This window comes from Bacillus licheniformis DSM 13 = ATCC 14580 (assembly GCF_000011645.1).
GTDB classification, from domain to species: domain Bacteria; phylum Bacillota; class Bacilli; order Bacillales; family Bacillaceae; genus Bacillus; species Bacillus licheniformis.
Genome location: NC_006270.3, coordinates 2707224 through 2727476, shown reverse-complemented (window position 1 = coordinate 2727476; position 20253 = coordinate 2707224). Strand labels below are relative to the sequence as shown.

Genomic DNA, 20253 nt, shown 5'->3' with positions numbered 1-20253 from the left:
AGCAGATTGGGGTGTGGGAGTCTCCTTGGGGGCGTTGTGATGTTTTTTAAAGATGCAGACCCAAAAGGAAAAAAGCCGAAGATGCAGCTTGCCGTGCGGCTTTTATTTTCTGGGCCGTGATACTTTTTGGAAATAGTACTTTTGAATATTTTGATCATGAGCCGTTGATTGCGAATTTTTCTTTTTTGCTAGGCTTAGGCTTAGCCGTGTTTTTTCTGACGGAACGCCTGGTCAAACGGCTTGCATCCGCAAAAACAAGAAAAACGCTTCGCTGATGAGCCGAAGCGTTTTTTGCTTTATAAAACAAATTGATCTGAGACGAATACTGCGCCGTCTTCTTTAAACATACGGGCGGGCTTTGTTCCGATGACCCGGATGTCTGAAGTGCTTGCTGCGATTCCTGTTTCCTCTGGCAAGGCGATGACGGGAGTGCCAAAAGCATTCCTAAACCTTTTAATCAGCGGATCATGTTCAGCCTTGTAGTGGCACCAAACCGAATAGTCTCCGAGGAGCTTTAAGCCGTTAAAATCCCGCAATCCGCAAGCGTTGCGATCCATATAAGAGCAAGTCATAATGTTCTTTCCGAGAATGACGGCGCCGGCGCTTCCGCCGTAAATGGCGCCGCCGCTTTCGGCATAGCGCTTTAAAACCGCGGTAAAATGCGATTCGATGAATTGTTTTAGCAGACGAAACGTGTTTCCTCCGCCGATATATACGGCAGAAAACACGTCTAAATCGTGTACGGTTTTACCTTTGACATCCGTCCACATGACAATGTTTTTGATGCCGAGCGGGTGAAAGAGCCGGCTGATCCAGTCGAAGCCGTCATCATACCTGTCGGCGTCCATGGCAATCGGAATATACAATAATGGCTTATGAGGACAGATGCTCCGGGCAAAATGCCGATCCAGCTGTTCGGTTTGGTGTGCATCTCCGCCTCCGGAAAGAAACCATTTTCCCATCCTGACCTCCACTTATTTATCATGTTTCCTGTAATTGTTCATTCAGCACGCTGTCCTCCAAAACAGCAAATTTGTCTCCATACACTTTTGTAATGTGTTTTTCGCCCCAGGAGCACAGCGAATCCAAAATGTCTTTAAGCGTCCATCCGTATTCGCTGAGTTCGTATTCGACCTTCGGCGGCACCTGCTGGTACACGATCCGGTTGATGACGCCGTCCTCCTCCAGTTCGCGCAGCTGCTGGGTCAGCATTTTCTGCGTAATGTTCGGCATCAGCCGCTTGAGCTCGCTCGTGCGTTTTTTGCCGTGCGTCAAGTGACACAAAATCACGCATTTCCATTTCCCGCCGATCACTTCAAGTGTAGCTTCGACAGATATATTATACTTTTTCGGCTTCATGTTCTCCTCCAATCCATAGGTACCGAAAAGTACCTATCTCACTTTTTGGTTCCTATCACACTTAAAAGTGCGTACTTTTTTTCGCAGATGATATGTACCATAATATCATTAGCCGGCAGCCATTTGCTATACCTTAAAAAAGAAAGGAGAAAAAGAATGACCTCTGTTCATGATAAAAAACGCAGTATATTAGCGCTTTTAGCCTTGGCGGCCAGCGCATTTGCCATCGGCACGACCGAATTCATCAGCGTGGGGCTTCTGCCTTTAATTGCTGAAGACATGAATATTTCGGTGACGACGGCAGGACTGACCGTATCATTATACGCACTGGGCGTAACAGTCGGCGCACCTGTTCTGACGTCTGTCACATCCAGTATGCCGAGAAAAGCGCTGCTGCTGGTGATTATGCTCATTTTTATGATCGGCAACGGGCTTGCGGCATGTGCCGGAAGCATCGGTGTTTTATTAACCGCCCGCGTGATTTCGGCGTTTTCTCATGGCGTATTTATGTCAATCGGTTCAACGATTGCGGCAAGCCTAGTCCCGGCGGATAAAAGAGCCGGAGCGATATCGATCATGTTTACCGGGCTGACGATTGCAATGATTACCGGAGTTCCCATCGGCACGTTCCTCGGTCAGCAGTTCGGCTGGCGGATTGCTTTTGCGGCGATCGTCGCTGTCGGCGCACTGGCGTTTATCGCCAACAGCTTACTTGTTCCGGGCGATTTGCCGAAAGGCGTCCGAACGTCTTTCAAGAGCCAGTTGAAGCTTGTGACCAATGGGCGGCTGCTGCTTTTATTCATCATTACGGCGCTTGGTTATGGAGGGACATTTGTTGTCTTTACGTATTTATCCCCGCTGCTTCAGCATGTGACGGGCTTTAAACAGGAAGCTGTTGCCGTCATTTTGCTTGCTTACGGCATTGCCGTCGCGCTCGGAAATATTATCGGAGGTAAAGCGGCCAACAAAAAACCGCTTACTGCATTATTCTATATGTTCATCGCCCAGGCGGCTGTGCTTCTCATCTTAACGGCGGCTGCTCCTTATCAGGCAGCGGGCTTTATCGTCATCATGCTGATGGGATTTTTAGCCTTCATGAATGTCCCCGGGCTCCAGTCCTATGTGGTGATTCTGGCTGAACGGTTTGTTCCAGGGGCGGTTGATGTCGCATCAGCTGTCAATATTGCGGCGTTCAACGTCGGTATAGCGATCGGTTCTTATACAGGAGGCGCCATCACACAATCGATCGGATTGATTCACACTCCATGGGTGGGAGCTTTGATGGTGCTCGGCGCCGTCGTGCTGACAGGCTGGAGCAGGGCGCTGGAACGAAATGATCAAAAACAAAATGATCAAAAACAAAATCAAGCTTTAAAGGAAAACTGCGCATGACGCATACAAAATATAAGGAGGCCAATTAAATGATGACAGCAAAAAATTTGCAAGATCGAATCAAATTGAATAACGGGACAGCTATGCCTTGGTTTGGACTTGGCGTATTTAAAGTAGAAGAAGGGCCCGAACTGGTACAAGCCGTAAAAACGGCGATTAAACACGGCTACCGCAGTATTGATACCGCAGCCATCTACGGTAATGAAGAGGGGGTTGGGCAAGGAATCCGCGAGGGGTTGAAAGAAGCCGGCATTTCAAGAGAAGACCTGTTTGTTACATCAAAGGTCTGGAATGACGATTTAGGCTATGACGAAACGATTGCAGCCTATGAGGCGAGTCTCGAAAAGCTCGGACTTGACTACCTTGATTTATACCTGATCCACTGGCCTGTTGAAGGACGCTACAAAGCGGCGTGGAAAGCGCTTGAAACACTTTATGAACAAGGACGCGTAAAAGCAATCGGAGTGAGCAATTTTCAGATTCACCATCTGGAAGACTTGCTGAAAGATGCCGCCGTCAAACCGGCGATCAACCAGGTTGAGTATCATCCGCGGCTGACGCAGAAAGAGCTGCAAGCGTTTTGCCGTGCGCACGGCATCCAGCTGCAAGCATGGTCGCCGCTGATGCAAGGCCAATTGCTCAGCCATCCACTGCTGAAAGATATCGCGGACAAGTACGGCAAGACACCGGCCCAAGTCATTTTGCGCTGGGATTTGCAAAACGGGGTCGTTACGATTCCGAAGTCGACTAAAGCGGAGCGGATTGCCCAAAACGCGGACATATTTGATTTTGAACTGACCACCGAGGAAATGAAGCAAATTGACGCGCTGAATGAAAACACCCGTGTCGGCCCTGATCCCGATAACTTTGACTTTTAACAAAACGGCCCCGTTCGACATTCGAACGGGGCTTTAATTGAATTGTGCGGTTACACCGCCGGACTCCATCATCATCAGTTCTTTTTTCATATCCAATCCGCCCCGGTATCCCGTGAGCTGCCCGCTTTTACCGATAACCCGATGGCAAGGCACCACCATTAACAGCGGATTTGCGCCGATCGCCGCGCCTACTGCCCGCACAGCGGCCTGCTTTTCAATATGCTCGGCGATATCGGAATAGGAGCAAGTGCTGCCGTAAGGGATTTCGGAGAGCGCCTTCCACACTGCCAGCTGAAAAGGCGTGCCGGCAAGGTCGACAGGAAAGCTGAAATGAGTTCGCTTGCCGTTCAAATACGCCTGCAGCTGCTCGGCGTATTCTGCCAATCCTTTGTCATCCCGAATGAAAACTGGCTGTGTAAATCTTTTTTCAGCCCAAGCGGCCAAATCCTCGAAGCCTTGATTCCATCCCCCTGTAAAACAGAGCCCGCGGGCAGTCGCCCCAATGTGAATCTGCCAACCTCGGCAAATAAGCGTACGCCAGTATACGATTTGATCGTCCATATGTTTACCTCCGTTTCATTTGCCGGTACGACGTCGGCGATTGCCCAGTCTTCTTTTTAAACAAAGAGGCAAAATATTCCGCATTCGCAATGCCTACCATTGAAGCGATTTCTGCGATCGATCGTTCTGAATGAGCAAGCAAATCGACCGCTTTCTCAATCCTTTTCTGCAGGATGTATTCTGCCGGCGAGACGCCTTTGATTCGTTTAAATGTCCGCTGCAGGTGAAAAGGGCTGATATGGCACCTGTCAGCCAAAGCTTGCAGAGACAGCGGATCGCGATAAGATTCCTCGATGATTTCCACCACACGCTGTGCCAGCTCTTCATCCGGCAGCAGCGCCCCGGCCGGATTGCAGCGTTTGCAGGGGCGGTACCCTTCTGATAAAGCATCTTTTGCATTGAAAAAGATCTGCACATTGTCGATTTGCGGAACTCTCGATTTGCAGGAAGGGCGGCAAAATATGCCGGTCGTTTTGACCGCGTAATAAAAAACTCCGTCATAGGCGGAATCGTTTTCCGTAATCGCCCGCCACATTTCAGGCGTCAATCGTGATTTGCTGTTCATATCTTCACCCCGATCTATGTCAGTATAACCTATATGACAGCCGGAGGTGGAGAGGCGGAGAACGGCACAGCAAGAAGACAAAGAAGAAGAGAGACTGTTGCCTGGACCTCCGAAACGCGCTACAATTCATTTACAACACAGGATGGGGTGAGAATATTGCCGGAATCAGTGAAGCAGGCCTCCTAAAATAAAAATCTATATTTTAGGAGGTAAAACATGAATTTTCAAACAATCGAGCTTGACACATGGTATAGAAAATCTTATTTTGACCATTACATGAAGGAAGCGAAATGTTCTTTCAGCATCACGGCAAACGTCAATGTGACAAATTTGCTCGCCGTGCTCAAGAAAAAGAAGCTCAAGCTGTATCCGGCTTTTATTTATATCGTATCAAGGGTCATTCATTCGCGCCCTGAGTTTAGAACAACGTTTGATGACAAAGGACAGCTGGGTTATTGGGAACAAATGCATCCGTGCTATGCGATTTTTCATCAGGACGACCAAACGTTTTCCGCCCTCTGGACGGAATACTCAGACGATTTTTCGCAGTTTTATCATCAATATCTTCTGGACGCCGAGCGCTTTGGAGACAAAAGGGGCCTTTGGGCTAAGCCGGACATCCCGCCCAATACGTTTTCAGTTTCTTCTATTCCATGGGTGCGCTTTTCAAACTTCAATTTAAACCTTGATAACAGCGAACACTTGCTGCCGATTATTACAAACGGGAAATACTTTTCAGAAGGCAGGGAAACATTTTTGCCCGTTTCCTTGCAAGTTCACCATGCAGTGTGTGACGGCTATCATGCCGGCGCTTTTATAAACGAGTTGGAACGGCTTGCCGCCGATTGTGAGGAGTGGCTTGTGTGACAGAGGAAAGGCCGATATGATTCGGCCTTTTTTATATGTACTTCTTAGCGGGTCTCTTAACATCTCTCACTGCTGTGTGATTTTACTCACGGCATTTGGAACGCCGGCTCTCAACAAACTTTCTGTAGTGAAAATCATGAACCAAACGGATCGTCGGCCTGATTAACAGCTGAAAGCTGCCGATCACAAACATCCATAGTCCCGCCGGCTTCAGTTCCTCGGAGAAAAAGCAGAAGCTCCCGACAAGGAATAAAAGGCCGATGAGAAAATCGTTTAATGTATGTAGAACTTTGTATCTTTTTTTGAAAAAGAGTTCATATCGTTTGTTATTGTTTTGCGGCATTGCTTGATCACTCCAATCCTTTTATTTACCCTGCCGGAAGCCGGAGTGAAACGCCGGTATACATAGGATTTATGAATTAGGAAAACATATGGGGAAATAAACCATCCAGGAGTGAAAAATATGCGGTTATTCATATGTGCATCGTGCCTGTTCGGCTTGATTGTTCCGTCATTTGAAACGAAAGCGCTGACGTTTGAAGAATTGCCGGTTAAACAAGCTTCAAAACAATGGGAAGTTCAAATCGGTAAAGCCGAAGCCGGAAACGGAATGGCGAAACCGGAAAAAGGAGCGTTTCATACTTATGCTGTCGAAATCAAAAACATTGGACACGATGTGGCTTCGGCGGAAATTTTTGTCTATCGGAACGAGCCTAATTCTTCAACGAAATTTTCGCTTTGGAACATTCCTCACGAAAATCCGGTTTCTTTAGCCAAAAGCTTAAATCACGGAAGCTCTGTCAAGCACCGCAATCTGCTTATGGCAGAGAATGCGACCGAATTGGAAGTGGACATGATTTGGACGGAAAAAGGAAGCGAAGGCAGACTTTTAAAGGAAACGTTCATTTTCAAGGGAGATGAATCATGAAGAAAAAATGGCCGTTCATCGTCAACGGTCTTTTTTTAATGACTTAGGCAGCCGATCGTTCGGCCATACGATATCGAAGCGACCTCGAACCAGCAGAGCTCGTCACAAAACATTTGCATTTAAAGAAAAATACAGGATGTTTTCACCAATATTTTTCTCAATGATGATACACTATTGACAAGCTGCTACTTTGGGAGGGTGTTTCCATAGATGCCGATGAAGCAAAAACACCAAATGTGTCATGAGAGCTCTCTCTAATCGATATAAAAGTAGGGTGAACCGGGGTTGTCAATCTGTAAAAGATCTTTTTTTATCCCGTGATACGCTTTTGGAATTCTGAATCTTCAAGAAAGTCCCCAGCCTTTTGCTGATCAATCGAGAACAAAGGATGATACATATGAAAAGAATAGATAAAATCTACCATCAGCTGCTGGATAATTTTCGCGAAAAGAATATCAATCAGCTTTTAAAGATACAAGGGAATTCGGCTAAAGAAATCGCCGGGCAGCTGCAAATGGAGCGTTCCAATGTCAGCTTTGAATTAAACAATCTCGTTCGGGCCAAAAAGGTGATCAAGATTAAAACGTTCCCCGTCCGCTACATCCCGGTGGAAATTGTTGAAAACGTCTTGAACATCAAATGGAATTCAGAGTTGATGGAGGTTGAAGAACTGAGGCGGCTGGCTGACGGCCAAAAAAAGCCGGCGCGCAATATATCCGCCGATCCCCTCGAGCTCATGATCGGGGCTAAAGGGAGCTTGAAAAAGGCAATTTCTCAGGCGAAAGCGGCAGTCTTTTATCCTCCGCACGGCTTGCATATGCTGCTGCTCGGGCCGACGGGTTCGGGGAAATCGCTGTTTGCGAATCGGATCTACCAGTTCGCCGTTTATTCTGACATATTGAAGCCCGATTCCCCGTTCATCACATTCAACTGTGCAGATTACTATAACAACCCTCAATTATTGCTCTCTCAATTGTTCGGACATAAAAAAGGGTCTTTTACAGGTGCGGGTGAAGACAAAGCAGGATTAGTCGAGCAGGCGGACGGGGGCATTCTGTTTATGGATGAAATCCATCGCCTCCCGCCGGAGGGGCAGGAAATGCTGTTTTATTTCATAGACAGCGGCACATACAACAGGCTTGGTGAAACAGAGCATAAACGAACGGCAAAAGTCCTGTTTATCTGTGCGACAACAGAAAATCCGAGCTCTGCATTGCTGAAGACATTTTTGCGGAGAATTCCGATGACCGTACATATCCCTTCGCTCAATGAACGGTCCCTTGGAGAAAGAGTGGAGCTGACAACGTTTTTATTGGGGAAAGAAGCAGAGCGGATCAAAAAAAACTTAAATGTGCACATCGATGTCTATAATGCACTGATTCATTCTGCAAAATTCGGAAATGTCGGGCAGCTGAAATCAAATGTACAGCTGGTCTGTGCGCACGGGTTTTTAAATAACCTTGACAAAGACGAGGTTGTTGAACTGACCGTCCGGGATCTTCCGGACGAGATCAAAGAGGACTGGATGTCCAGCAGCAAAAATATTGAACGGAGCAAAATGATTTCTGAATATGTCAACATTACAACGATCATCTCTCCGATTGTGGAAGATGAAGCAACGAAAATCGATGACTCCTTTAACTTGTATCATGTCATAGAAGAAAAAGCGAAAATCCTCAATAAAGAAGGCTTAACAAAAAAGCAAATCAATCAATATATATTAACGGATATTCATTTGCACGTCAGAAGCTTTTTTAATCAGAAAATGCTTCAAAACCACAGTTTACTCAAATTCGTTGAAGACGACGTGATTCAGATGACGAAAGAATTAAAGGGAGTCGCCGAACATGAGCTTGACTGCAAGTTCGACCGTAAATTCATCTATTTCCTGAGCATGCACATCGCCGCATTTTTAAAGCGCGGAAAGCAGATTGATGTCTTAAATTCGCAGGAAACAGATGAAATCAGGGAAACCCATGTGAAAGAATACGAGGTCGCACTCATTTTCAAAGATAAAATTCAAGCATATTTCAAAGTAACCGTTCCGGAAATCGAAGTCATCTACTTGACGATGCTCATTCAGTCGATTAAATCATGGAAAGAAAACAAAAGGACGGGCATTGTCGTGGCCGCCCATGGAAACAGCACGGCAAGCTCTATGGTTGAAGTAGCCACTGAACTGCTGGGAAGCACCCCGATCGCTGCGGTTGATATGCCTTTGACCGTTTCACCCTCGGAAATCGTCAGCTGCCTAGCGGAGAAAGTGAAGCAGGTTGATGAAGGAGAAGGCGTTTTAATGCTTGTCGACATGGGATCGCTTGCGATGCTGGAAAGCAGGCTTGAACAACAAACGGGCGTTAAAATAAAAACGATCAGCAATGTTACGACATCTATGGTGCTCGATGCCGTCCGCAAGGTGAATTATTTGAATTTGAATTTGCACGCCATCTACGATTCGGTTACAAAGGATTTCATCGATTTATGGGCCGATAAACCGCGGGTCTCAGGCAAAAAGAAGGCGATCGTCTCCATTTGCACAACAGGCGGCGGAACGGCGAAGAAGCTCGAAGAGATTTTAACATCAATCGTGAGCAGGACATCTGATGAACAAATCAGCATTTTGACGGTGCCATCGATCAAATTAGCAAGCCGCATCAAAGAAATTGAAAAAGCGTATGAGATTCTTGCCACGGTTGGCACGAAGAACCCTAAAATCGATGCTCCGCACGTCCCTTTAGAAGTATTGATTGAAGGCGAAGGGGAAAAAGTGATTCAGCAGGTGATTGCAACCGGCGATATCCCGATGAGCGGCGGATTATCCGGTGAAAATGTGGTTGTAAAGGAGCTTTGCGAAGACAGCCTGAAGAAGTATCTTGTCTTTTTGAATCCCTATCATGTGATAGACATGCTGTTGGAGTGGCTTCAGACGGTTCAAGACGAACTGCGTATGACATTCAGCAACGCTGTGCTGATCAAAGTCATCATGCATACCGCTTTTGCTTTTGAAAGGGTGATCAAACAGAACCCGATCGCTTTTCCGGAGGAGGAAGAGATGAATGATCAGCTTGAAAACGTTCTTCACATCACAGAGAAAACATTAAAGCCTTACGAAGAAAAGCTTGGTCTTGCGATCAGCGAAGATGAAAAAATGTTTATCGCGTCCATCTTTGCTGAAGAGTTATAGCTGTTTCCCATCGGCAATTTTTTCATGTAAACCTGTATTAAGTGGACCCCCATTTTAATACAGGTTTATTTTTATGCTTAAACGTGTTTCAAATATGAAAATAATTCGTCTTGAAATACAATGAAAACGCTTAATACAGTTTTGTTGGCACGATACTTGCATTATAAATAAGCGAACGAAAAAAGAAAGGAGCAAATGTACATGATTACAGTCATTATCAGCGGCCACGGAAACTTTCCCATAGCATTAAAAGAATCTTCAGGGATGATATTCGGAGAAGAGGAGAGCCTGATCGCGGTGCCGTTTCTGAAAGGGGAAGGCATTCAGACACTGCAAGAAAAATATCATCAGACGCTGAAGGATGTTCCGGAGGAACACGAGGTGCTTTTTTTAGTGGATATTTTCGGCGGGACGCCATATAACGCAGCGACCCCTTACATCGCGAAAGAGCGGAGATTCGATATGGCAGCCGGAGTGAACCTGCCGATTTTGTTAGAGGCATTGAGCTTGAGGGAGCATATGCCGCTCAAACAACTGCTGAACCAGTTGAAAAAGATGAGCCGGGAATGCTTCCAAATATGCAGCGAGCAATTGGAAAAATTCAGTCAGTCCAATCAGGGAAGAGAGGATGAATTGTAATGAAAATCGTTTTGGCAAGAATTGATGACCGCTTTATTCACGGCCAAGTATTAACAAGATGGATCAAAATCCACGCTGCTGATCGCATTATCGTTGTCTCCAATGAGGTGGCACAGGACGAAATGAGAAAAACGCTGATCCTTTCTGTTGCACCTTCAAATGTAAAAGCCAGCGCCGTTTCGATTTCCAAAATGGCCAAAGCGTTCCACAGTCCGCGGTACGAAGATACGACGGCAATGCTGTTATTCGAAAATCCGGGCGACATTGTTTCCTTAATCGAAGCAGGCGTTCCGATCGAAATAGTCAATGTCGGCGGGATGCGTTTCGAGAATAACCGCAGGCAAATCACGAAATCGGTAAGCGTTACTGAAAAGGACATCAAATCGTTCGAACAATTGCATGAATTGGGCGTGAAGCTGGAACTGAGGCAGCTGCCGTCAGATTCGAGCGAAGACTTTATGCAGATGTTAAGAAACGCAACAAAATCCTAGAAGGAGGTTCTAAAGGCATGTCAACGATTCAAATCATTTTGCTGCTTGTCATCGCTGCTATAACAGGTATCGGTAGTGTATTGGACGAAGGGCAGACACATCGCCCGCTGATTGCCTGCACTTTGGTCGGCCTTGTCCTCGGGGATCTGAAAACAGGCATCATTCTCGGCGGAACGCTGGAGCTGATGGCGCTTGGCTGGATGAATGTCGGTCTTGCAATGGCCCCCGATACGGCCATCGCTTCCGTGATTTCGACTATCTTAGTGATTACCGCCGATCAGGGAATCGGCGAAGGGATCGCCGTCGCGGTGGCTTTGGCAGCTGCGGGTCAGGCGCTGACGATTTTCGTCCGGACGATCACCGTATTTTTAATTCACCGCGCCGACAAATACGCAAAGGATGGCAATTTTAAAGGAATTGAAATTATGCATATAACTGCCATGGCGTTTCAGGCGCTGCGCGTTATGATTCCGACATTGATCGTGGCTCTGATCAGTGTCAGCGCTGTTCAGGCGTTTTTGGGAAATATTCCGGAAGTCATCACAAAAGGCTTGCAAATAGGCGGAGGCATTATCGTTGTTGTCGGGTATGCGATGGTCATCAACATGATGAACATTCCGTATTTGAAGCCGTTTTTCTATATCGGTTTTTTGCTGGCCGCGTTCACCGATTTCAATTTAGTCGGCTTCGGCGCCCTCGGGCTCTGTCTGGCATTTTTATATCAGCAAGTGATGCAAAAAAATCATGCTCAAGGGGCGGTTGCTGCCGCCAGTGACGGCAGCATGGCCGCTTATGATGATGACGATGATCTGGATGCTTAAAAATTAAAGGAGGGACGAATAATGGGCACAGAAAAAAGATTAACGAAGAGAGAGATTTTCAGTATGTTTATCCGCTCAAACTTTTTGCTCGGATCTTTTAACTTTGAGCGTGTACAGGCGCTCGGCTACTGCTACGTCATGATTCCGGCGATCAAAAAACTGTACGGTCCGGGAGCAAAACGGAGCGAAGCGCTCCAGCGCCATTTGGAATGGTTTAATACACATCCGTGGCTGACAGCGCCGATATTTGGCGTAACCGCTGCGATGGAAGAAGAAATGGCCAACAATAAAAAGATTGATGCCAAAGCAATTAATGGAATGAAAATCGGCTTAATGGGCCCGTTGGCAGGCGTGGGCGACCCGATTTTCTGGGGGACGTTGCGCCCGGTTTTGGCGGCCTTGGGAGCGTCGCTTGCTTTAAGCGGAAACATCGCCGGCCCGCTTTTGTTTTTCTTTTTAATCAACGCCGTCAGATTAAGCACTAAATACTACGGATTAAAGTACGGCTATGTGAAAGGCATGGAAATATTGCAGGACTTGGTGGGGAACCGCATTCAAAAACTGACGGAAGGCGCTTCAATACTCGGGCTGTTTGTGATGGGAGCTCTCGTTTCCAAGTGGACCACAATCAATATCCCGATCGTCGTGTCGAGAATTAAGGATGATGCAGGCAAAGTCGATGTACAGACCGTGCAAAACATTTTAGACAGCATCATGCCTGGTGTGCTGCCTTTAGGATTGACATTGCTCGCTGCCTGGATGCTTCGCAAAGGGGTGAATCCTCTGCTCATGATTTTCGGTATTTTTATCATCGGGATTGTCGGCTATTGGGCAGGTTTTTTGGCATAACATGTTTTGGGTGTTCTTTTCTTAGCTTTTGAGAAGCAGGTCCATTCGGCCGCAAAAAAGGGGGCGGCTGTTTGGACTTCCTGCCTAAAAAACCGAGTGAAGAAGAGGGGGGAAAAAGTCATGAAAAAGAGAATGATTCAGATGGGGATCATAGGGGCTATGATGTTCCCGGAAGCCTTTTCCGCAGCTGCTGCCGACCCGGACTACTATAACGAGGATCATCGGCCCAAGTATCATTTCACGCCGGAAGCAAACTGGATGAATGACCCGAACGGGATGGTGTATTACGCGGGGGAATATCATCTGTTTTATCAATATCATCCATATGGCTTGCGCTGGGGGCCAATGCATTGGGGGCACGCGGTAAGCAAAGATTTAGTCAAGTGGGAGCATTTGCCGGTCGCACTGTATCCGGATGAAAAAGGAACGATTTTTTCGGGCAGCGCTGTCGCCGATCGGCATAATACTACAGGGTTTCAAACAGGGACGGAGAAGCCGCTCGTTGCCATTTATACGCAGGACCGGAGCGGGGAACAAGTGCAAAGCATCGCCTACAGCAATGACAAAGGCAGGACATGGACGAAGTACTCAGGCAACCCTGTCATTCCAAATCCGGGAAAAAGAGATTTCCGCGATCCGAAAGTCATTTGGCATGAACAGACAAAAAAGTGGGTGATGTTGCTTGCGGGGGGCGATCGAATTCTGATCTATACATCGCCTGACTTGAAGCGGTGGACATATGCGAGCGAATTCGGCGAAGGAGAGGGCAGCCATGGAGGCGTGTGGGAATGTCCGGATCTGTTTGAGCTTCCTGTAGAGGGCAGGCCGAATGAAACGAAATGGGTGATGCAAGTCAGTGTTGGAGACGGTGCTGTCTCAGGAGGATCAGGCATGCAATATTTCGTCGGCAGTTTTGACGGAACAACCTTTAAAAATGAAAACCCGCCGAATCGCGTACTATGGACAGATTACGGCAAAGACTTCTACGCAGCTGTCAGCTGGTCTGATATCCCGAAGTCAGACGGACGAAGGCTTTGGTTAGGGTGGATGAGCAATTGGCAATACGCAAACGATGTTCCCACTTCCCCGTGGAGAAGCGCAATGTCGATCCCGAGAGAAGTAAAATTGAAAGCGTTTTCCGAAGGGCTTAGAATGATTCAAGCTCCGGTAGCGGAGCTGCAGTCGATACGGGGAGCATCGCAAACGTGGAAAAACAAGATCATTTCGCCTCGAAACGGAAATTTGCTGAAAGGGCTGTCAGGCGATGCTTATGAAATCAATGCGGAATTTCAAGTAAATACCGGAGCTGCGGCCGAATTCGGCTTTAAAGTCCGAACAGGGGAAAACGAGTATACGAAAATCGGCTACAGCAAAAACAGCGCTTCACTGTTCGTCGACCGGAGCCAATCAGGAAACGTCTCCTTTAATCCGAACTTTAACACTGGAAAGCATGCGGCCCCGCTGGAACCGGTCGCTGGGAAGGTGAAGATGCGCATTTATGTCGACCGCTCTTCAGTCGAAGTATTCGGCAACGACGGGAGGCAGGTGATCACCGACATTATTTTGCCGGACCAATCCAGCAAAGGGCTAGAAGTATACGCATCAAACGGGTTTGTCAAGCTGAATTCCATGACGGTTCATCCTCTGAAAAAAGTATGGGGAGCGTCGCCCTTTCAATCAAATTTGACCGGCTGGACGACCGTAAACGGTGTATGGGCCGATACGATTGATGGAAAACAAGGGCGCTCTGAAGGAGATTCGTTCATTTTATCTTCAGCAAAAGCAACAGATTTCACATATGAAGCAGATGTCGCGATAAAGGATGGAAATGGAAGAGGGGCAGGGGCTCTCGTGTTTCGGGCCGATCAGGATGTTAAAAACGGATACCTTGCCAATGTGGATGCCAAGCATGACGTGGTGAAGTTTTTCAAATTTGAAGACGGCTCGGCCTCTGTTATTGCCGAACACCGCACACCGATAGAAACCGGCCGGAAATATCACCTGAAAACGGTGGCCCGCGGTGCAAACTTTTATATTTACCTTGATGATCAATTGGTGATAAGCGCCCGGGATTCAACGTTTGCCGATGGAGCCTTCGGTTTGAATGCATGGGATGCGACCGCAGTCTTCCAACATGTTTATGCCAAACGATGATCATGTGGCTGGAATGCCGGGCATTCCAGCCTTTCCTTTAAAAGACGCTGCGGACCAATCCGCCGTCCGCACGCAAGGCTGCACCATTGATCGGCGAAGAAAGCGGACTGCTTAAAAATGTGACAAAGTGCGCGATTTCTTCCGGCCGAATCAGCCTTTGTATGATAGAGGTCGGCCGGTTTTCTTTCATAAACCGCTTTTCCGCTTCTTCGACTGTCAGGTTTTCATCCGGATAGAGGGTCTTCAGCATCGTTTCAACGCCTTCGGTTAAGGTTGAGCCCGGCATAACCGTATTGACGGTCACATTTGTACCTGCCGCAAGCTCTGCCAGGCTCCGGGAAATCGAAAGCTGCATCGTTTTTGTTGCGCTGTAATGAGCCATTTCCTGTGACGGCATAACCGCGGCTTCGCTCGCAATAAAAATGACCCGGCCTTCTTTTTTCTCGATCATGCTTTGCAAATACCTCCGCGAGAGCCTTACCCCGCTCATAATATTCACTTCGAAAAAGCGGAACCAATCCTCATCCGGTATCTCGAAATATTCCGCCGGTTCAAAGATCCCTAAATTATTGACCAGAATATCAACATCCGGGAATGCTGCTAATAGGCTTTGACACCCTTTTTCAGTGCCAAGGTCATAAGGGGCCGCTTGAAGAACAGCCTCGGGAAATTGGCCTTTCAATTCGTCTATTGTTTGGTTGACCTTTTCTTGCCGGCGTCCGTTAATGATGACAGACGCACCTTCTTTCGCAAGTGAAGCGGCAATCGCTTTGCCGATTCCGGACGTCGATCCGGTCACCAACGCTCTTTTTCCCCGTAAATCCAAGTTCATCATTGATCCCTCCGTTTTCTTTTCATTATAAACAGAACAATGTCAAACAAAACATCAATTATGATTATGGAACAGAAGACACCAAAACGGAAGTACGCACTTTTAAGTCATATAGGCACTTTTTTGTGCCTATAGGTATAAGGAGGGAACTTGATCAAAAAAACCCGCCGGCTGTAAACGGCGGGCTTGCTGTTTATGGGACATTCAATCATAACAAGTAACGGTGATATATGTATCATTCCCTTTAAACAGGACGAGTTCTGCTTGTTTATTCGCACCATCTGCAAAACTGCTGACATCGATCGCCGGACTGTTGCTTTTCGGTCCGACGTAGAAATTTTTTCTTGCGATTTCAGGCGTGCTTCCCGCCCCGTCAACTTCATACAGCGTAAATGTAAAGCCGTAAAAGCTGTTGTTGTGAAAATAAAATTCCCCTCCGCTTGATTTGATGATCGGAGTTTGCGACGTCATGCCGTATGTGCCGATATTATCCCATACACCGGCACCTGCTGCAGTCGCCGAAGAAAAAGGCAAAAGCAAACACGCCAAAGTGAGCAGTAAGGCACCGATTTTGCTGAATTTCATGGCTTGAGCCTCCTTTTGAAGTCATTACATGGGGGATTATATCATCATTGCCAATGAAACGAATGAGGCGTTACTCCCCGACGCCTTTTCTGCACGATGCATTTTTTGCAAGCAGCATCCATAAACTGTCTTTCATTAAGACAAAAGACCGGGGGATAGGCGCTCATTTTGCATGCATATGCTCTTTTTTGCTGGTGTCGATGAAAAATACAAAAAATTTATATTTTTTAAAATTCGCACTTTACAGGTAGGCATAGTATAGATTATATTTAACAATAAAAATAAACCAATTGAAGTGGGAGGCCAACATGAAAAAGCTGATTGTGTTTGTCTTGATAGGATTATTTGCGCAGCTGATAGATGGCGCCTTAGGGATGGCGTACGGGGTGACATCGTCATCATTGCTGCTTGCCTTCGGCATCGCACCGGCGGTTGCGTCAGCATCCGTTCACCTGGCGGAAGTCGTTACAACCGCGGCATCTGGTGTGTCGCATATAAAGTTTGGAAACGTCGATAAACAAACGGTCAAACGACTCGTCATCCCAGGATCGCTCGGGGCATTTCTCGGCGCTTCCTTTTTAAGCAACATTCCGGGTGAGCTTGCGAAACCTTATATTTCAATGTTTCTGCTTGTTCTCGGCGTGTATGTGCTCATTCGATTTCTATTCATGTTTAAAATAGGAGAGCAAAAAAACAATATCAGCCTTTCGAGAAAAAAAGCCGTTCCCCTGGGATTGATCGCGGGTTTTGCCGATGCAACCGGAGGGGGCGGCTGGGGGCCGATTGCCACTCCTGTTTTGTTATCCAAAAAAGGCGTCAGTGCGAGAAAAGTAGTGGGAACTGTTGACACAAGCGAGTTTGCCATTGCCGTTTCGGCAACGTTAGGATTTTTCATTTCGCTCGGCTGGGAAGAAGTCAATTGGCTGTGGGTTGGTGCATTGATGATTGGCGGAATTATTGCGGCACCGATTGCCGCCTGGCTGGTGCAGAAGGTGCATGCCCGATTAATGGGCGTTCTGGTCGGCGGGCTGATCATCCTCGTCAACACAAGAACGCTTATCCATTCGTGGATCGATCAAACAGCATTATATCCGGTTATTTATATTGGAATTATCGCAGTTTGGATATCAGCTATTGTCTATATTGTTGTAAAAATAAGAACAAGTGATCAAACTGCTCAAGCGTTCAATCAGTAACTCTGCGACGGCTTTAGGCTTTCATGGACGTCGCCGTCAACAAACGAATAGATTCCGATCGGACAACCGAAGGGCTCCTGTTAGACTGCCGTTCCTTAAAAAGGAACTGTTAACTAAGAGGATTTTTTATTTTTAAATTTACTTATAGCGAGATCGGCATAGCACCGGTCTCAGCTTGTTTTCATTCCTTTTTTACATCTCTCCGTCTCATTTCTATACAAGGAATGCGGAAGGTGTTCATTAATGAACACCTCCCGCTTGATTGCCGATTGAATGTGGATTTTCCTGGAATTATAATATTTGTGAATGAGTGGATGTGAACAGCCTAACGCATTATTTCGGTATACAATTCCGATGCAGGCTGTTATTTACAAAAACAGAGATGGAGGTTGGATGTATGTCTTCAAAACAAGAGGAGAGCTTCGCCATATTAACTGAGAGAGAATTGTCTTCTGCAGCATTTAAAGATGAGGCGTATGAATTTTACAAGCGATTACGCGCTTCCCGTCCTGTCTGTCCCGTATCGATGGGGGAGCTGGGCGAAGGCTGGCTCATTACGAGGTACGATGATGCGGTCCATATATTAAAGGATGCAAGAGTGAAAAAAAATTACGAAAATGCGTTTACCGAAGAAGAATTAGAGAACTTCTCCGCTCTGGAAAATGAAGAACCTTTATCAAAGCATATGCTCAACGCAGATCCCCCCGACCACGGCCGTTTGCGGTCTCTTGTTCAGAAAGCATTTACTCCCCGGATGGTTTTACAGCTCGAAAACAGAATCCAAAAAATAGCTGATTCCTTATTGGATCAAGTAGAACCGAATCATTCCATGAATCTTGTAGACGACTTCGCTTTCCCGCTGCCGATCATTGTCATCAGCGAGATGCTTGGTATTCCGCTTGAAGATCGGCAAAAATTCAGAGTTTGGTCCCAGGCGGTTATTGATTTTTCTGACACGCCCGAAAGCCTGGAGGAATACAAGTATAAAATAGGCGAATTCGCTGAATACCTGGAATATTTGGTACGCAAAAAAAGGGACGAGCCGGCTGAGGATTTAGTCAGTGCATTAATTCAGGCAGAAAGCGAAGGAACGAAATTAAGCATAGAAGAGCTGTATGCGACGATTATGCTTCTTATCGTCGCAGGACATGAGACAACGGTAAACTTAATAACCAATATGACCTTGGCCTTGCTGAACCACCCTGAGCAACTGGAAAAGCTTCGCCAAAACGCAGATTTAATCGACTCAGCCATTGAAGAGGCGCTCAGATTTTACAGCCCCGTGGAATTAACCACCCTCCGCTGGGCGGCCGAACCGTTTACATTGCACGGCCAGGAGATTAAGAGAAAAGATGTGGTCATCATTTCATTAGCCTCGGCCAACCGCGATTATATGGTCTTTTCGAATGCCGACCGCTTTGATATTGAAAGAAAGGATAACCGCCACCTAGCCTTTGGCCATGGCAGCCATTTTTGCCTGGGCGCACCGCTTGCCCGATTGGAAGCCAAAATCGCCATTCAAACCTTGCTGCGCCGCTTTGAACATATAGAGATTAAAGGCGAAAGGGAGCAGATCAAATGGAAAGGCAACTTTTTGATGAGAGCTTTAGAAGAGCTGCCATTATCTTTTTAAATGATGGGATTTGCGATCAGCTGTGATGTGCTATCTGCCATTTTGGCAAGAGAAGGTATGGAATGTTTTCATCTTGAAAATAGAACATCAGACGATGAGACGTTCATCTCTATCACAAGGCTCATAAAAAAATCGTACTCCCCGATATGACGGGGAGTACTCCTCTTGCCGGCTTAATCTTCTATTGTTATTCAGGTTCGCTTTCACGAATGCCTCCTCTCATATTTTCCTCGCAGGTTTACCGCACAACAGCTTTAACTTTCTTATTGATTTTAATATTTGTAAGTTTCTTGTTTCTGTTTATAATTAGAAACATATGTTAATGTTCCGGCACCTGTTGAAACCGCTTGACAGATGGGCATTCCCGGAATATTATGTGAGGCTCTTTAAAATATACTGGCTAAAGAAGAAAGGTGTTTTTTAATTTGAGAGGATTCATCAAATGGGCAGGATTGGCGATTCTGTGTATTGGCTTGTTTGCGTGTACTTCTAACAGGAATGCCGAAAATGTTCATTATGCAAAAGACGACAGACAAACATTGGATATTTATACACCGCAGTCAAACGAGGGCGAAAAACATCCCGTTCTCATCTACCTTCACGGCGGAGGATGGACAAGCGGCGACAAAAGCAGGGCTGCTTCGAAGCCGGCATTTTTTACGGATAACGGCTATGTTTTTGTATCTGTCAACTATCGGCTTCATCCCGATGTTCAGTATGATGAAATGGCTGATGATGCGGCCAAGGCCGTAAAATGGGTGATGGATCATGCGGACGAGTATCAAATCGATCCGTCAAAAATCAACGTCATGGGACATTCGGCAGGGGGACACTTGGCCGGATTAATTGCCGCAGATTCAACATATTTAAATCGTGTCGGCCTCACGCCGGCCGCACTCAATTCGATTGTTGTTTTAGATGGCCCCTTGGATATGAAACGATTCATCGAAGCGATCCCGTCTTATAAAGAAGTGTTTGGCACAGACGAAAAGGTGTGGACAAAAGCATCGCCGCTCTCATACATAAACAACTCAAAATTGCCGCCGGCCTATCTTGTGACCCGCTGGGAAGACCCTGCCGTTTACAAGTTCGCGGAAACCGCAAACAAAGCGAAGGCAACGGAATTTGTGTATCAAGTCAACAGCTTATCTCACAGTGATTTAAACAAGATGTTCGGCTCTCCAGATGCACCGGCAGAAGCGCAGAATCTGACAAAAGCGGTTATGGCGTTTTTAGAGAAGGAAAATAAATAGATCAAACGGCCGACTCGGCTTCCTACATGTACTTGCTGAAAGGATATAAACAGCTGTTAAACTAGC

Annotated in this window: 20 protein-coding genes; 13 read left to right on the top strand and 7 right to left on the bottom strand. The window is 46.6% G+C overall.

Translation table 11 applies throughout. The features are described 5' to 3' along the window. Window positions 1-296 precede the first annotated feature (296 nt). Window positions 297-962 (bottom strand): peptidase E, encoded by a 666-nt coding sequence (locus TRNA_RS35560; protein ID WP_009327807.1) that lies wholly within the window; start codon window positions 960-962, stop codon window positions 297-299. Window positions 963-981: 19 nt separating this feature from the next. Further along, on the bottom strand, window positions 982-1359 hold the full coding sequence (locus TRNA_RS35555) for a winged helix-turn-helix transcriptional regulator (RefSeq protein WP_003183854.1): 378 nt from the start codon (window positions 1357-1359) through the stop codon (window positions 982-984). Between the two features lie 156 nt (window positions 1360-1515). Between TRNA_RS35555 and TRNA_RS35550 the strand changes: the two genes are divergently transcribed. Beyond that, the gene (locus tag TRNA_RS35550) at window positions 1516-2751 is read left to right on the top strand and encodes an MFS transporter (RefSeq protein ID WP_011198153.1); all 1236 of its coding nucleotides are present in this window, start codon (window positions 1516-1518) and stop codon (window positions 2749-2751) included. Window positions 2752-2780: 29 nt separating this feature from the next. Next, entirely contained in the window at window positions 2781-3629 is an 849-nt protein-coding gene (locus TRNA_RS35545; RefSeq protein WP_003183850.1) for an aldo/keto reductase, read from the top strand. Window positions 3630-3662: 33 nt separating this feature from the next. Here the strand turns inward: TRNA_RS35545 and TRNA_RS35540 are convergent, their stop codons facing one another. Further along, the gene (locus TRNA_RS35540; protein WP_003183848.1) at window positions 3663-4190 is read right to left on the bottom strand and encodes a methylated-DNA--[protein]-cysteine S-methyltransferase; all 528 of its coding nucleotides are present in this window, start codon (window positions 4188-4190) and stop codon (window positions 3663-3665) included. Between the two features lie 4 nt (window positions 4191-4194). Next, window positions 4195-4755 (bottom strand): bifunctional transcriptional activator/DNA repair enzyme AdaA, encoded by a 561-nt coding sequence (locus TRNA_RS35535; protein WP_009327809.1) that lies wholly within the window; start codon window positions 4753-4755, stop codon window positions 4195-4197. Window positions 4756-4971: 216 nt separating this feature from the next. Here TRNA_RS35535 and catA point away from each other — a divergent pair, with 216 nt between their 5' ends. Beyond that, window positions 4972-5622, top strand: a complete 651-nt coding sequence (gene catA / locus TRNA_RS35530; RefSeq protein ID WP_009327810.1) for a type A chloramphenicol O-acetyltransferase — start codon at window positions 4972-4974, stop codon at window positions 5620-5622. A gap of 82 nt (window positions 5623-5704) precedes the next feature. Here the strand turns inward: catA and TRNA_RS35525 are convergent, their stop codons facing one another. Beyond that, window positions 5705-5965: a YrhK family protein gene (locus tag TRNA_RS35525; protein WP_011198152.1), complete on the bottom strand. Its 261-nt coding sequence runs from the start codon at window positions 5963-5965 to the stop codon at window positions 5705-5707. Window positions 5966-6085: 120 nt separating this feature from the next. Between TRNA_RS35525 and TRNA_RS35520 the strand changes: the two genes are divergently transcribed. The 7 genes from TRNA_RS35520 to TRNA_RS35490 all read left to right on the top strand — a co-directional run bounded on the left by TRNA_RS35520 (window position 6086) and on the right by TRNA_RS35490 (window position 14688). Then, a complete protein-coding gene (locus tag TRNA_RS35520; RefSeq protein ID WP_003183839.1) occupies window positions 6086-6550 on the top strand; it encodes a hypothetical protein in 465 nt (154 codons plus the stop codon). Between the two features lie 397 nt (window positions 6551-6947). Then, a complete protein-coding gene (locus tag TRNA_RS35515; protein WP_003183837.1) occupies window positions 6948-9734 on the top strand; it encodes a sigma 54-interacting transcriptional regulator in 2787 nt (928 codons plus the stop codon). 201 nt (window positions 9735-9935) lie between these two features. Further along, window positions 9936-10373, top strand: a complete 438-nt coding sequence (locus TRNA_RS35510) for a mannose/fructose/sorbose PTS transporter subunit IIA (RefSeq protein ID WP_003183836.1) — start codon at window positions 9936-9938, stop codon at window positions 10371-10373. Continuing rightward, on the top strand, window positions 10373-10864 hold the full coding sequence (locus TRNA_RS35505) for a mannose/fructose/sorbose PTS transporter subunit IIB (protein ID WP_009327812.1): 492 nt from the start codon (window positions 10373-10375) through the stop codon (window positions 10862-10864). Before TRNA_RS35510 ends, TRNA_RS35505 begins: the two co-directional genes overlap by 1 nt. A 17-nt stretch (window positions 10865-10881) precedes the next feature. After that, on the top strand, window positions 10882-11685 hold the full coding sequence (locus TRNA_RS35500; protein WP_009327813.1) for a PTS mannose/fructose/sorbose transporter subunit IIC: 804 nt from the start codon (window positions 10882-10884) through the stop codon (window positions 11683-11685). 21 nt (window positions 11686-11706) lie between these two features. After that, a complete protein-coding gene (locus TRNA_RS35495; RefSeq protein WP_003183830.1) occupies window positions 11707-12534 on the top strand; it encodes a PTS system mannose/fructose/sorbose family transporter subunit IID in 828 nt (275 codons plus the stop codon). Window positions 12535-12654: 120 nt separating this feature from the next. Beyond that, window positions 12655-14688, top strand: a complete 2034-nt coding sequence (locus TRNA_RS35490; protein ID WP_003183827.1) for a glycoside hydrolase family 32 protein — start codon at window positions 12655-12657, stop codon at window positions 14686-14688. 37 nt (window positions 14689-14725) lie between these two features. On the opposite strand, the gene TRNA_RS35485 is transcribed toward TRNA_RS35490, so the two are convergent. Together TRNA_RS35485 and TRNA_RS35480 are read right to left on the bottom strand one after the other, a co-directional pair. Continuing rightward, on the bottom strand, window positions 14726-15520 hold the full coding sequence (locus TRNA_RS35485; protein WP_011198151.1) for an SDR family NAD(P)-dependent oxidoreductase: 795 nt from the start codon (window positions 15518-15520) through the stop codon (window positions 14726-14728). A gap of 204 nt (window positions 15521-15724) precedes the next feature. Further along, entirely contained in the window at window positions 15725-16105 is a 381-nt protein-coding gene (locus TRNA_RS35480; RefSeq protein ID WP_009327815.1) for a hypothetical protein, read from the bottom strand. Window positions 16106-16413: 308 nt separating this feature from the next. On the opposite strand from TRNA_RS35480, the gene TRNA_RS35470 reads away from it, so the two are divergent. The 3 genes from TRNA_RS35470 to TRNA_RS35460 all read left to right on the top strand — a co-directional run bounded on the left by TRNA_RS35470 (window position 16414) and on the right by TRNA_RS35460 (window position 20187). Next, complete coding sequence (locus TRNA_RS35470; RefSeq protein ID WP_009327816.1) at window positions 16414-17301, top strand: sulfite exporter TauE/SafE family protein; 888 nt, start codon at window positions 16414-16416, stop codon at window positions 17299-17301. 397 nt (window positions 17302-17698) lie between these two features. Further along, window positions 17699-18934 carry a cytochrome P450 family protein gene (locus TRNA_RS35465; RefSeq protein ID WP_003183820.1) on the top strand — a complete coding sequence of 412 codons (1236 nt, stop codon included), beginning with the start codon at window positions 17699-17701 and terminating at the stop codon, window positions 18932-18934. Between the two features lie 425 nt (window positions 18935-19359). Then, the gene (locus TRNA_RS35460; RefSeq protein ID WP_003183818.1) at window positions 19360-20187 is read left to right on the top strand and encodes an alpha/beta hydrolase; all 828 of its coding nucleotides are present in this window, start codon (window positions 19360-19362) and stop codon (window positions 20185-20187) included. The last annotated feature ends 66 nt before the right edge of the window (window positions 20188-20253 follow it).